This window comes from Providencia sp. PROV200 (assembly GCF_049901995.1).
Lineage (GTDB): Bacteria > Pseudomonadota > Gammaproteobacteria > Enterobacterales > Enterobacteriaceae > Providencia > Providencia rettgeri_E.
Map to the genome: position 1 here is coordinate 33488 of NZ_CP096307.1, position 12396 is coordinate 45883.

Genomic DNA, 12396 nt, shown 5'->3' on the forward strand with positions numbered 1-12396 from the left:
TTAAATTCCCATAACTTTAATAAATTAGAGTAAATTTTTCAATACTTAATCCATAAAAACACACCTTAGTATAATTTTTTTATACTTAGTCAAAAAATTGATAATAATCACGGAAGGGAAAATATGATTGTGATTTAATCATCAGCGTCAAGATAACAACCAAAGGAACCAATAATGATTATTTCAACTGAAAATGCCCCTAAAGCCATCGGCCCTTATTCCCAAGCCCGAAAAGTTGGCAATAGCGTTTATATCTCGGGCTGCTGCCCTTTCCATCATGAAGATGGCTCTGTCGTTGGTGCCGACATCACCACACAAACAAATCAAGTCATGAAAAACCTAAAAGCCGTTGTTGAAGCCGCGGGATATTCTATGGATGACGTGGTCAAAACCACCTGCTTCATCAGTGATATGAATAATTTCGTTACCTTTAATGGTGTCTATCAATCCTATTTCTCTGAAGGTATCTACCCCGCTCGTTCCTGTGTAGAAGTTTCTCGCCTTCCAAAAGACGTATTGATAGAAGTTGAAGCGATCGTTTTGAAGCAATAAACGCTAAATATAATAATTAAGGCGGATTTATGAATAAGTGGATAAGACTCAGTTTTCTCATTCTTGGTGCTGGTACTATTTTTAAATTATCCAGTATGAAAGATGTTTTTTACGTTCCTATGCAGCAAGATTGGGGACTAACAAATGCCCAAATTGGCTTTGGTTTTACGGTTTACACTATTGTTCAAACCATTGGTCTATTCTCATCACTATATATTGCAGATAGATTCTCGAAAAAAATCCTTCTACCCGTAGGGTTAATTGGGGTTGGGCTTTGTGGTGCATACTTATCCACTCTTCCGCCATTTACCGGTTATCTCATATCCTTTGCCGTCATGGCATTGTTTGCAGATGTTATTTATTGGCCAGTACTACTTAAAGCCGTACGCTTACTCGGTGATAAAAAAGAACAAGGCCGCCTATTTGGTTTCCTTGAGGCTGGACGCGGTATTGTAGACGTAATTATTGCTTCCGGTGCATTGTATGTCTTTGTCCTGTTCGGTGAAGGCAAAGAAGGTATGCAAGCTGGGTTAATGTTCTACACCATTGTGACCGTGGTTATTGGGGTTATCACTTATTTCATCGTTAGCGATGATGACAAAAAAGTTGCAGACAATTCATCAGAGGCAAATAAACAAGTTATTGAAGGGATAAAAAGCGTCATTAAATGTCCTAACTTATGGCTTGCATCGATGACTATTTTCTTTATCTATGCATCATATTGTGGATTAACTTACTTCATCCCATTCTTGAAAGATATCTATGCGTTACCCATTGCATTAGTGGGTGCCTACGGGATCATCAACCAATATGCTCTAAAAATGGTAGGAGGCCCTATTGGTGGTTTCTTATCGGACAAAGTATTTAAATCACCTACTAAGTTCTTACAGTTCACCTGCTTATTATCTGCCGTCGCAATGGGTTTATTCATGATGTTACCTCATGAAAATATGAATGTTTATCTCGGTATGGCGGCAACATTAGGCTTCGGAGCTATTATTTTTAGCCAGAGAGCTATTTTCTTCGCCCCGATGGAAGAAATTGGAACTAAACGTGAGTATGCAGGTTCTGCAATGGCATTTGCTTGTATTCTTGGTTATATGCCTGCGATGTTTGCTTACGCGATTTATGGCTCTTTCCTAGATAACTACCCTGGTATAACTGGCTATAACTTTGTTTTTGGCATGATGATCATGTTTAGCTTGTTAGGTTTCGTGACCGCTAAAATTTTAACTAAACGTATAAAACAACGCGAAATCAATGTAGCAACAGAAAATGAATAGAATTGACATTACAGGTGAAAAAATGAATAACATCGAAGCACAAAAAATTATTGATCGTATTGATTCAATGCCACTGTACCTCCACGCTTATGCCTTCCATTTAAACATGAGAAAAGAGCGTATTTTACCCGATGACTTATTAGAAATAGCGAAAAAGCATCATTTAACAGGCGCTAAGATTCATGTTGAAGATGGTGAAACTAAAGCCCTAAAAACCATGAGTGATGCACAATTAGAGGCTTTTGGACAAAAAGCACAGGAATATAACCTCGATTTAAAAATTGAAACGAGTTCTTCTGCCGCCAATGCAATTGATGAAGCCGTACACATTGCACTAAAAACACGTGCTAGCTCTATTCGCTTTTACCCTCGCTACGAAGGTCATCTGCAAGATGTACTTAAAAAAGTCAAAGCTGATATCCAGTATATCAAAGAAACTTATGAGCACACGGGCCTGAAGTTTGTTATCGAGCAACATGAAGATCTAAAAAGCCATGAACTTAATCAATTAGTCGAATACGCTGATTTTCCTAATTTTTCATTGCTGTTTGATTTCGGCAATATGTTCAATGCTAATGAACTACCGTTAGAAGCTTTTGATAAAATGAAAGGCAATATCACTCAGGTCCATATGAAAGATGCCGTTCGCCTTCCTGAAGGAAAAGGATTTGGTCACAAAGCGAGCCTTTCAGGTGAAGGCGAAGTACCTTTCAAAGAATTAGTCAAACAACTAATTTGCTTAGGTGATGAAAAACCACAAGTCATATCCTTTGGCTTAGAAGAAGAAGTTGACTATTACGCACCTGCTTTTCGCTTTGATGATGAAGGGGATAACCCATGGATCCCATATCGTGGCGCAAGTGAAACGCCAATGCCAACAGAAGGATTGGATGCACGGTTAGAAAAAGAGATGACCGATGCAATGAATCAACTGACTTTTGTGAGAAATATTGCTGAAGAATTAAAGCAAGAAGCTCAAGCTATTCTCAATAAATAATTTGAACGGTTGTTTATAACAACTCTCAATTTTTATCAATATAAGTCCGATAGCATGACGAATCTTATCGGACTTTTTTTATCTATTTTCATCGAGTCGTCAACGACTACAATATGAGAAGAATAATCTATTTTTGATATCCTTAGCGCTCTATTTTTTATATTTTCATATAAAAAGGAGAGCAAGAATGACTAATATAAATAAATTATTTCAAATACATATAGAAATCAAACCATCTTCTATTGCTAGGCCTAAAAACAAAAAAAATGTGTTTTTAGCAGGAATACACCGCCTGATGAATACACTCTTAAAACTTCCGAAAAAAATAGATAATGTAAAAAAAACGGATATAAAACAGCCAGGTAAAAATAGTATACAGCCAAACATCATCACCTTAAAAGCAGCGCCCACCGAGATGGTAATACCGGAAAAAAACACGCAGAAAAGACAAAAAAGTGAGACTCTCGCACCTCAAAAAGTAGATATAAAACCTATAGCTACTAAGACAACAGCTATCGAAATAGACAAATTCGTCGAAAGCTTGAACCATATTAATATCACCTTTAAAAATGATGCATATGGGGCTAATCATCGACCGACTTTTTTAGTTAAAAATCACCCTTCAGATCGCACAATTACCCTTAATAGACATAATTATCTTGGTAAAGGAGAATATGGAACCGCCTATCGCGTTGGTAACTTTGTGATTAAAATTCCCCATCGTGATTTAATATTTGAATACAATAAATATGCTAAGTACGATCGCTGTGCCAGAGTTCTAAATGAAATAAATCAAGATGTTAATTTTGCACGTTCAATTACGCTCACGAACGGCAATGTCATTTTAGTGACTAAATTTATTAAGGGCTCTGAAATTAAAGGCGAAGAGGCTTATAACTTCGTCAAGTCTCGAGGCCGTATTATCTTTGATCTAAACTCCGACGGAAATGTAAAAAAAGACAGACACGATAATCTATTTTTAATTGATGCCGATTTTGTTGCTCAACCAAAAAGACTCAACCGCACGATGTCGATAGGAACGATTGAAATCCATCATCGCTACCGAAAATAAAATAGACGTTAGTTGATAAAAAGAAAAATCCCCTTTGTTATTTAAAGGGGATCATCACCATAATATATTGGTAAAACACGGTATCAGTGATCAGGATGGAATGACGCCTAATAATTTAAACCAAAGGTAATCAATAGGAACTAATAAAAAAAACGTCAAAATAAACAAGACAATACATAAACGTATACCCTCTTTTAAAGGAACTTTCCCCATCCCCATTGCCACGACAATAGGAGAGGCTTGATAAGGTAATAAGGGGGTTGAATAACCAATGACTTGGATCATCAAGACAGACATCAATGGTAATCCTGTTGCCGTTGCTAAGGACTCAGCTAACGGCGTATACAGTGCAGGAACACCGTTAGCCGTTACGACAAAGTTTAGCCCACTGGTCAATCCAACTAAGCTACCAAAATCCACAAATGGGCTATTGGGATCCAATGGCAATAATTTTTGAAGGTAAGTACCCACTACCATTCCAACATTTGAATAACTCACTAATGTTGCTAGGCTTAAAATCCCCGCCACATAAATACAAGTGCGAATATTTACCGCTTGAACAAATTCATCATTGGTCACAAACCCCACTTTTGGCAGCAAACATAAGCATGCAGCCACTAAACCAACCCATGCAGGAGAAATACCATGAGTGGTATCTGTTATCCAAAAAATTAAGGTTATTGCCAAAATAAGACCTAATTTTTTCTCATTACGGCTCATTGACGGTAATTTTTTTTGTTCAGCCATCGGCTGTAATTTGGCAGGAAATAGAAAATAGATACATAAAACGACTAAAACACCTTTAATTAGCCCCAGAATAGGCATATGGAGAAATAGGTAGTTTAGATAAGAAAGTTTTATTCCGTAGGTGGTTTCTATTGCGCCAGCCATAACTAGATTCGGTACGTTAGCAGGTAGTATCGTAGCTGAAAGTTGAAATGTACCAAACCCGACAGCTAACGCTAACCCTATACGACCTCGGCTGCCACTTTCTAATCCGACTTTGTCAGAAATTGCCATCACAATTGGCATTAGCAACGCAATTCGTCCCATATTCGACGGCATAATAAATGCCAACCCATATGCGAGGATCACCACGCCAATGATCAGTGTGAGCCAGGATTTGGTAAAACGCCCTGAGATATGCTGCGCAATACGTTCCGCCAGCCCCACTTTATTGATGGCAAACCCAAGAATAAAGCCGCTTAAAACGAGCCAAAATGCTTCTGAGGTGAACCCCGAGAAAATCACATTAGTTGGTGCTAGATGTAAACATGCCGCTGCCGCTAAAAACAGTAATGCGACTAAATATTCTGGTAGTTTTCCTGTTGCCCAAAAACCTATCGTGATTGCGATGACAACCGCACTCAACCATTCAATCTCTGCCATCCACGTCACCTTCTGCTGGTTTTTATTGTTGTTTATTATTGCTCAATACTGCATCAAGAAAATTAAGTATACGTGAAATTGATAGCGAATAGATGCATACCCAATCAACTAATAAACATCGGATTGTTATAGCTTAATGGGGAAAATTTAATGGCCAATAAGAATAAAGGGGCAATAAAAAGCCGGTGTACTTTTACAGTGACACCGGCTGGTGTGGGCGGACAAAATAGTTGGGAACTGGGAGGGGTGGAAATGGAGTTTTTAAGGATTATTTAGGGAAGAGTGACAAAATAGATGGGAACTGGGTGTAGCGTCGTAAGCTAATACGAAAATTAAAAATGACAAAATAGTTTGGAACTAGATTTCACTTATCTGGTTAACTAATCTAGCTAACCTGCCGCTCAGCTTAGTACGATCCTATATCCAACTGATCATAATCCTTTCATCAGTATCCCAAATTAAATCCCCCTCCTAGACTGCCTCACCAACACTTTACAGTGATCCCGTATTTCCGGACAGGTGATTGATTTTTTTCGCTTGTACAGGTGTTAAGCCACAGTTATCTTGATGTGGACATTATGCATTGTAATAGCCCATTAACATGCGCTAAGAGCATAAATTAATATACAGTAACAAGCATTACGAGGTGCTAATGTTTGGAAAGCAGCCTCTTCCAACTACAATAATAAGTTAACTATCCTCCACCCACAAATAATTACAAATGACCCCTTTCCGCTATAACTCCGATCTCACCAGCGGCTCGCTACAAACCCGAGAGTGTCGCATTATTACTGGCTTGTTACTCCAAGAGCTTGATGAAGCTGCCTGGGATAAAGCCATGTATAAGGAAAATGTGCTTCAGAAACGCACGCAATCTACGGTAAGACGTATTTCTTCAGCGCTTAGAAAACGCCTAGAACACCTAAGCTCTGACTTTTGGGCTTTTGCGTTTTTATGTTAGGCATTGTCTGGCAACTGGAGGAAGTGTAATGACCATGAATGGTCACTGTGATTGACAGTATCTTGCTTAAACTTATCTGAACAATGGTAGAACTGGCTCATATTTATCCCCTCTATGATTGTTTATCTTTTTCACCATAAAAAGTATCAGGGGCTACTCAGGGCTACATAAAGATATTTATCTACTTTTACTGATTGATAAGTAGCATCAGTCCATCCGCAGGACTGGTGGTGCCGGCAAAATGCTGACCCAACACATGCGTATAGATTTGCGTGGTCTTAACATCGTTATGCCCTAAGAGTTCTTGCACAGTGCGAATATCACGCCCCGCTTGTAATAGATGCGTAGCAAACGAGTGACGAAATGTATGACAAGTGACACGCTTGCTAACGATGCCTGCTTTTTGTACGGCTGCCTTCAATGCCTTTCGCGCAACGGAGTCATGCAGATGATGGCGGCATAATTTGCCGTTATACGGGTGGTTGCAGAGCGTGCTGGAGGGAAAGACAAACATCCACGCCGCTTGTCGATAAGCAGAAGGGTATTTGTGATCTAAAGCAAAAGGCAGCGATGGCCCTACGCCTTGTAAGTTGTCGTCTTGCTGAATAAGCCGCGCTTGCTCAATGAGTTATTTTATTGCTGGGATTAGGCGCGTGGGCAGTAGGCTGTTTCTGCTTTTCCCACCCTTACCGTCATGCACAGTGATGCAGCCATTATCAAAATCAAAATCTTTAACCCGCAAACGCAAGCATTCATTAATGCGCAAACCTGCACCATACAGCAGCGTAAAAATAACTTGGTTGCGAGTATCCATAACCTGCAAAATGCGTTGCACTTCATTTGCAGAGATAACAGAGGGTAGCCGTCTAGGCTTGCTTGCAGGGATATAATCAATATCGCCCAACGGCTGTTGTAAAAACCTGTTGTACAAAAAAGCTAGGGCATTTAAAGCGATTTTCTGCGTGTTTATGGCTACATGTCTGCTGTTTGCTAAGCTGGATAAAAACAGCCTGACCTCTTCACTGCCCATGGTCTGAGGATGACGTTTTTTGTGAAACAGAATAAAACGCTTAATCCAGTGCAGGTAAGTTTTTTCAGTTTTCAGCGCATAACCTTTTTGTCGCATATCCGTGCGTATAGAATTTAAAAATGGACTGTTAGACATAAAACGCTCCTTGTCTTGCAACTGTCTGCCTATACAGCCTATTCTAGCTGGGATTTAAAAAAGTGCCTGTTTTTTACGCCTAGAGATGCTTGTTTACCGGTAGAGTTTTAATTTAATGCTAAATAAATTAAAATGTTATGAGTTCTTTGGGTGAGATAATGTGCATCGTGCAAGCAGGATAGACGGCATGCACGATTTGTAATAACAGAGTGTCTTGTATTTTTAAAGAAAGTCTATTTAATACAAGTGATTATATTAATTAACGGTAAGCATCAGCGGGTGACAAAACGAGCATGCTTACTAATAAAATGTTAACCTCTGAGGAAGAATTGTGAAACTATCACTAATGGTAGCTATATCGAAGAATGGAGTTATCGGGAATGGCCCTGATATTCCATGGAGTGCCAAAGGTGAACAGCTCCTGTTTAAAGCTATTACCTATAACCAATGGCTGTTGGTTGGACGCAAGACTTTTGAATCAATGGGAGCATTACCCAACCGAAAGTATGCGGTCGTAACACGTTCAAGTTTTACATCTGACAATGAGAACGTATTGATCTTTCCATCAATTAAAGATGCTTTAACCAACCTAAAGAAAATAACGGATCATGTCATTGTTTCAGGTGGTGGGGAGATATACAAAAGCCTGATCGATCAAGTAGATACACTACATATATCTACAATAGACATCGAGCCGGAAGGTGATGTTTACTTTCCTGAAATCCCCAGCAATTTTAGGCCAGTTTTTACCCAAGACTTCGCCTCTAACATAAATTATAGTTACCAAATCTGGCAAAAGGGTTAACAAGTGGCAGCAACGGATTCGCAAACCTGTCACGCCTTTTGTGCCAAAAGCCGCGCCAGGTTTGCGATCCGCTGTGCCAGGCGTTAGGCGACGCGTGGAGTCGCTCTAGAATTTTCGGGTACAAATTTTATGACGAATTATTTTGAGAGTCCCTTCAAAGGGAAGCTTCTGACTGAGCAGGTGAAGAATCCGAACATCAAGGTAGGGCGGTATAGCTACTATTCCGGCTATTACCATGGGCACTCGTTTGATGATTGTGCTCGCTACCTTCTACCAGACCGTGATGACGTTGATCAGCTGATTATCGGCAGCTTCTGCTCCATCGGATCAGGCGCAGCTTTTATTATGGCTGGGAATCAAGGCCACCGATATGATTGGGTCTCTTCTTTCCCTTTCTTCTACATGAACGAGGAGCCCGCGTTTGCAAAATCAGTCGATGCATTCCAGCGGGCTGGCGACACAGTTATAGGAAGTGATGTGTGGATCGGTTCGGAGGCCATGATCATGCCCGGGATCAAGATCGGGCATGGAGCGGTGATAGGTAGCCGCGCTTTGGTTGCCAAAGACGTGGAACCCTACACCATAGTGGGGGGAAACCCTGCAAAGTCGATTAGGAAGCGCTTTTCTGAAGAAGAAATTTCTATGCTTTTAGATATGGCTTGGTGGGATTGGCCGCTGGAACAAATCAAGGAAGCAATGCCTTTTCTTTGTTCGTCTGGCATTGCCAGCCTGTATCGTCGCTGGCAAGGCACAAGCGCCTAACAATACGCTACACACGGACAAATTACTCGCTGCGCTCCTAATTTGCCGGTGAGCGTGGCGTTAGGCGTCATATGAAGATTTCGGTGATCCCTGAGCAGGTGGCGGAAACATTGGATGCTGAGAACCATTTCATTGTTCGTGAAGTGTTCGATGTGCACCTATCCGACCAAGGCTTTGAACTATCTACCAGAAGTGTGAGCCCCTACCGGAAGGATTACATCTCGGATGATGACTCTGATGAAGACTCTGCTTGCTATGGCGCATTCATCGACCAAGAGCTTGTCGGGAAGATTGAACTCAACTCAACATGGAACGATCTAGCCTCTATCGAACACATTGTTGTGTCGCACACGCACCGAGGCAAAGGAGTCGCGCACAGTCTCATCGAATTTGCGAAAAAGTGGGCACTAAGCAGACAGCTCCTTGGCATACGATTAGAGACACAAACGAACAATGTACCTGCCTGCAATTTGTACGCAAAATGTGGCTTTACTCTCGGCGGCATTGACCTGTTCACGTATAAAACTAGACCTCAAGTCTCGAACGAAACAGCGATGTACTGGTACTGGTTCTCGGGAGCACAGGATGACGCCTAACAATTCATTCAAGCCGACACCGCTTCGCGGCGCGGCTTAATTCAGGAGTTAAACATCATGAGGGAAGCGGTGATCGCCGAAGTATCGACTCAACTATCAGAGGTAGTTGGCGTCATCGAGCGCCATCTCGAACCGACGTTGCTGGCCGTACATTTGTACGGCTCCGCAGTGGATGGCGGCCTGAAGCCACACAGTGATATTGATTTGCTGGTTACGGTGACCGTAAGGCTTGATGAAACAACGCGGCGAGCTTTGATCAACGACCTTTTGGAAACTTCGGCTTCCCCTGGAGAGAGCGAGATTCTCCGCGCTGTAGAAGTCACCATTGTTGTGCACGACGACATCATTCCGTGGCGTTATCCAGCTAAGCGCGAACTGCAATTTGGAGAATGGCAGCGCAATGACATTCTTGCAGGTATCTTCGAGCCAGCCACGATCGACATTGATCTGGCTATCTTGCTGACAAAAGCAAGAGAACATAGCGTTGCCTTGGTAGGTCCAGCGGCGGAGGAACTCTTTGATCCGGTTCCTGAACAGGATCTATTTGAGGCGCTAAATGAAACCTTAACGCTATGGAACTCGCCGCCCGACTGGGCTGGCGATGAGCGAAATGTAGTGCTTACGTTGTCCCGCATTTGGTACAGCGCAGTAACCGGCAAAATCGCGCCGAAGGATGTCGCTGCCGACTGGGCAATGGAGCGCCTGCCGGCCCAGTATCAGCCCGTCATACTTGAAGCTAGGCAGGCTTATCTTGGACAAGAAGATCGCTTGGCCTCGCGCGCAGATCAGTTGGAAGAATTTGTTCACTACGTGAAAGGCGAGATCACCAAGGTAGTCGGCAAATAATGTCTAACAATTCGTTCAAGCCGACGCCGCTTCGCGGCGCGGCTTAACTCAAGCGTTAGAGAGCTGGGGAAGACTATGCGCGATCTGTTGAAGGTGGTTCTAAGCCTCGTACTTGCGATGGCATCGGGGCAGGCACTTGCTGACCTGCCAATTGTTTTAGTGGATGAAGCTCGTCTTCCCTATGACTACTCCCCATCCAACTACGACATTTCTCCAAGCAACTACGACAACTCCATAAGCAATTACGACAATAGTCCATCAAATTACGACAACTCTGAGAGCAACTACGATAATAGTTCATCCAATTACGACAATAGTCGCAACGGAAATCGTAGGCTTATATATAGCGCAAATGGGTCTCGCACTTTCGCCGGCTACTACGTCATTGCCAACAATGGGACAACGAACTTCTTTTCCACATCTGGCAAAAGGATGTTCTACACCCCAAAAGGGGGGCGCGGCGTCTATGGCGGCAAAGATGGGAGCTTCTGCGGGGCATTGGTCGTCATAAATGGCCAATTTTCGCTTGCCCTGACAGATAACGGCCTGAAGATCATGTATCTAAGCAACTAGCCTGCTCTCTAATAAAATGTTAGGCCTCAACATCTAGTCGCAAGCTGAGGGGAACCACTAGTGTCATACGAACCTCCAAGAGACGGTTACACAAACGGGTACATTGTTGATGTCATGTATGACAATCGCCCAAGTAAGTATCCAGCTGTGTTCAGAACGTACGTCCGAATTCCAGACTATGTCGAACTAGATAACGCGGAGGAGCTGGCCGACGCAATCATTCGAGAGGTTGAGTTAAAGGAGGCATGGCTCACAAGGGTCTTGGGGAACTCAGCCGATCCTGACGCTTCTGTGGGCAAGTGGGACCGGCGCCTAGCGCAGTGCGGTGGTATTGATGAGATGTCAAGTGGGGTGCAGGCAACATACTTCAGTCCAAACGGTCAGCTGGTCGGCTTAGTGGCATACATTGATGCCGAATGGATGGATGAATAGCTCTGACGTTACGATTCAGGTGAGACAACCAGATGGGCATTGCGTACAAGCTCAGTTGCCACCGATGTGGCTACGAGTCTGATCTTCTTTACCTAGGCCAAGGTATGGCGATGCTTCCTGAGCAAATAGTCGGAACGTGCACATGCTGCGACAATCTAACGACGATTTCTATAAATGAAAGCTACGGAGTATGCTCACTTTGTGGGGCTAAGGATCGTGTGATATTTACAAGCTATCAGCATGAGGCAAGGCCAAGAAATCCCTGCTATCTAGAGAGAAGTTTCAAATATCAATGCCCAAGATGCCATGCCTTCAGTATGGAGCCTCCGGATCTACCGGAGATGCTTTGGGACTAATGCTCCGCTTTGCCTCGGGTATCCGTTCGACCTATGTTTAAGAGGAAACGCACGTGTCTGCCGCCAAAGCTCTTGCCTATGCACTTTGTGACAAGTTGGAAAGCAAAAAAGTTGATGAAGTCGTACGAAATCTTGTTTCTAGCGGCTGGAATATTAGGGAAGTGGCCTGGGAAGCTTCGTCCTTTGATCATGAAATGCCCTACTTTGACACGGGGCGGGACTTCGATATTGGATTTCCTGACACGCTGTCATCCAAGATTGAGTTTTTGACCGCGAATGGATCAATCGTCCAAGCACGTGCTCGCCTGCACTTCAAGCAGGCTCTAATTTTTGCCAAGGCGTCCAAACATGTCGCCGCGCTCAAGAACTCATTGGATTACTACTATGGATCGTCTGTAATCCCCCCTCAAAACCACGGAGGCTATTTGTAGAAAATTCCATTAATATGAACTCAAGGTGTTCCCTACGGACGAATCAGCGATGAAGGTGGTGTACCTGGCTATCCAGGCGGCGACCAAGAAATGGACGATGCCGATCCGCAACTGGAAGCCGGCCATGAACCGTTTTATGATCGAATTTGGTGACCGTTTAAATGGCCACCTTTAAC

13 protein-coding genes and 3 pseudogenes are annotated in these 12396 nt (G+C 42.8%); 14 read left to right on the forward strand and 2 right to left on the reverse strand.

The annotated features are described in order from the left end of the window. Positions 1–174 precede the first annotated feature (174 nt). The 4 genes from M1E86_RS00120 to M1E86_RS00135 all read left to right on the forward strand — a co-directional run bounded on the left by M1E86_RS00120 (position 175) and on the right by M1E86_RS00135 (position 3904). Positions 175–552, forward strand: a complete 378-nt coding sequence (locus tag M1E86_RS00120; RefSeq protein WP_166267208.1) for a RidA family protein — start codon at positions 175–177, stop codon at positions 550–552. 29 nt (positions 553–581) lie between these two features. After that, on the forward strand, positions 582–1835 hold the full coding sequence (locus tag M1E86_RS00125; protein WP_213913841.1) for an MFS transporter: 1254 nt from the start codon (positions 582–584) through the stop codon (positions 1833–1835). Positions 1836–1857: 22 nt separating this feature from the next. Next, positions 1858–2832 (forward strand): sugar phosphate isomerase/epimerase family protein, encoded by a 975-nt coding sequence (locus M1E86_RS00130; RefSeq protein ID WP_213913843.1) that lies wholly within the window; start codon positions 1858–1860, stop codon positions 2830–2832. 187 nt (positions 2833–3019) lie between these two features. Next, positions 3020–3904 (forward strand): hypothetical protein, encoded by an 885-nt coding sequence (locus M1E86_RS00135; RefSeq protein WP_213913844.1) that lies wholly within the window; start codon positions 3020–3022, stop codon positions 3902–3904. 90 nt (positions 3905–3994) lie between these two features. Here M1E86_RS00135 and M1E86_RS00140 read toward each other — a convergent pair whose 3' ends face one another. After that, positions 3995–5293: an SLC13 family permease gene (locus M1E86_RS00140; protein ID WP_125893824.1), complete on the reverse strand. Its 1299-nt coding sequence runs from the start codon at positions 5291–5293 to the stop codon at positions 3995–3997. Between the two features lie 150 nt (positions 5294–5443). On the opposite strand from M1E86_RS00140, the gene M1E86_RS00145 reads away from it, so the two are divergent. After that, positions 5444–5569, forward strand: a complete 126-nt coding sequence (locus M1E86_RS00145; protein ID WP_426099217.1) for a hypothetical protein — start codon at positions 5444–5446, stop codon at positions 5567–5569. Positions 5570–6014: 445 nt separating this feature from the next. Further along, positions 6015–6254, forward strand: a complete 240-nt coding sequence (locus tag M1E86_RS00150) for a BrxA family protein (RefSeq protein WP_001353740.1) — start codon at positions 6015–6017, stop codon at positions 6252–6254. A gap of 187 nt (positions 6255–6441) precedes the next feature. On the opposite strand, the pseudogene intI2 reads toward M1E86_RS00150, so the two are convergent. Continuing rightward, positions 6442–7419, reverse strand: a pseudogene (intI2, locus tag M1E86_RS00155) (class 2 integron integrase IntI2). A 331-nt stretch (positions 7420–7750) separates the two neighbouring features. Here intI2 and dfrA1 point away from each other — a divergent pair. From dfrA1 to M1E86_RS00195, 8 genes and pseudogenes are all read left to right on the forward strand, one after another. Continuing rightward, positions 7751–8224: a trimethoprim-resistant dihydrofolate reductase DfrA1 gene (dfrA1, locus tag M1E86_RS00160; RefSeq protein ID WP_000777554.1), complete on the forward strand. Its 474-nt coding sequence runs from the start codon at positions 7751–7753 to the stop codon at positions 8222–8224. A 129-nt stretch (positions 8225–8353) separates the two neighbouring features. Continuing rightward, positions 8354–8986, forward strand: a complete 633-nt coding sequence (locus M1E86_RS00165) for a type B-2 chloramphenicol O-acetyltransferase CatB2 (RefSeq protein WP_012477387.1) — start codon at positions 8354–8356, stop codon at positions 8984–8986. A 71-nt stretch (positions 8987–9057) separates the two neighbouring features. Then, on the forward strand, positions 9058–9582 hold the full coding sequence (sat2, locus tag M1E86_RS00170) for a streptothricin N-acetyltransferase Sat2 (RefSeq protein WP_000704156.1): 525 nt from the start codon (positions 9058–9060) through the stop codon (positions 9580–9582). A gap of 57 nt (positions 9583–9639) precedes the next feature. Then, positions 9640–10475 (forward strand): annotated as a pseudogene (gene aadA1, locus M1E86_RS00175) (ANT(3'')-Ia family aminoglycoside nucleotidyltransferase AadA1). Between the two features lie 28 nt (positions 10476–10503). Then, positions 10504–11001, forward strand: coding sequence for a hypothetical protein (locus tag M1E86_RS00180; protein ID WP_001444089.1), 498 nt, complete (start codon positions 10504–10506; stop codon positions 10999–11001). A 60-nt stretch (positions 11002–11061) separates the two neighbouring features. Further along, complete coding sequence (locus M1E86_RS00185) at positions 11062–11433, forward strand: hypothetical protein (protein ID WP_000119696.1); 372 nt, start codon at positions 11062–11064, stop codon at positions 11431–11433. Between the two features lie 409 nt (positions 11434–11842). Further along, complete coding sequence (locus tag M1E86_RS00190; protein ID WP_001271300.1) at positions 11843–12220, forward strand: hypothetical protein; 378 nt, start codon at positions 11843–11845, stop codon at positions 12218–12220. A gap of 22 nt (positions 12221–12242) precedes the next feature. After that, positions 12243–12395: pseudogene (locus M1E86_RS00195) on the forward strand (IS256 family transposase); the annotation flags it as partial. Position 12396 lies beyond the last annotated feature (1 nt).

What these genes read in the sequence shown, in the direction of transcription:
- M1E86_RS00120 (WP_166267208.1), top strand. Translation starts at nt 175, where the DNA reads ATGATTATTTCAACTGAAAATGCCCCTAAAGCCATCGGCCCTTATTCC.
- M1E86_RS00125 (WP_213913841.1), top strand. Translation starts at nt 582, where the DNA reads ATGAATAAGTGGATAAGACTCAGTTTTCTCATTCTTGGTGCTGGTACT.
- M1E86_RS00130 (WP_213913843.1), top strand. Translation starts at nt 1,858, where the DNA reads ATGAATAACATCGAAGCACAAAAAATTATTGATCGTATTGATTCAATG.
- M1E86_RS00135 (WP_213913844.1), top strand. Translation starts at nt 3,020, where the DNA reads ATGACTAATATAAATAAATTATTTCAAATACATATAGAAATCAAACCA.
- M1E86_RS00140 (WP_125893824.1), bottom strand. Translation starts at nt 5,293, where the DNA reads ATGGCAGAGATTGAATGGTTGAGTGCGGTTGTCATCGCAATCACGATA.
- M1E86_RS00145 (WP_426099217.1), top strand. Translation starts at nt 5,444, where the DNA reads ATGGCCAATAAGAATAAAGGGGCAATAAAAAGCCGGTGTACTTTTACA.
- M1E86_RS00150 (WP_001353740.1), top strand. Translation starts at nt 6,015, where the DNA reads ATGACCCCTTTCCGCTATAACTCCGATCTCACCAGCGGCTCGCTACAA.
- M1E86_RS00165 (WP_012477387.1), top strand. Translation starts at nt 8,354, where the DNA reads ATGACGAATTATTTTGAGAGTCCCTTCAAAGGGAAGCTTCTGACTGAG.
- sat2 (WP_000704156.1), top strand. Translation starts at nt 9,058, where the DNA reads ATGAAGATTTCGGTGATCCCTGAGCAGGTGGCGGAAACATTGGATGCT.
- M1E86_RS00180 (WP_001444089.1), top strand. Translation starts at nt 10,504, where the DNA reads ATGCGCGATCTGTTGAAGGTGGTTCTAAGCCTCGTACTTGCGATGGCA.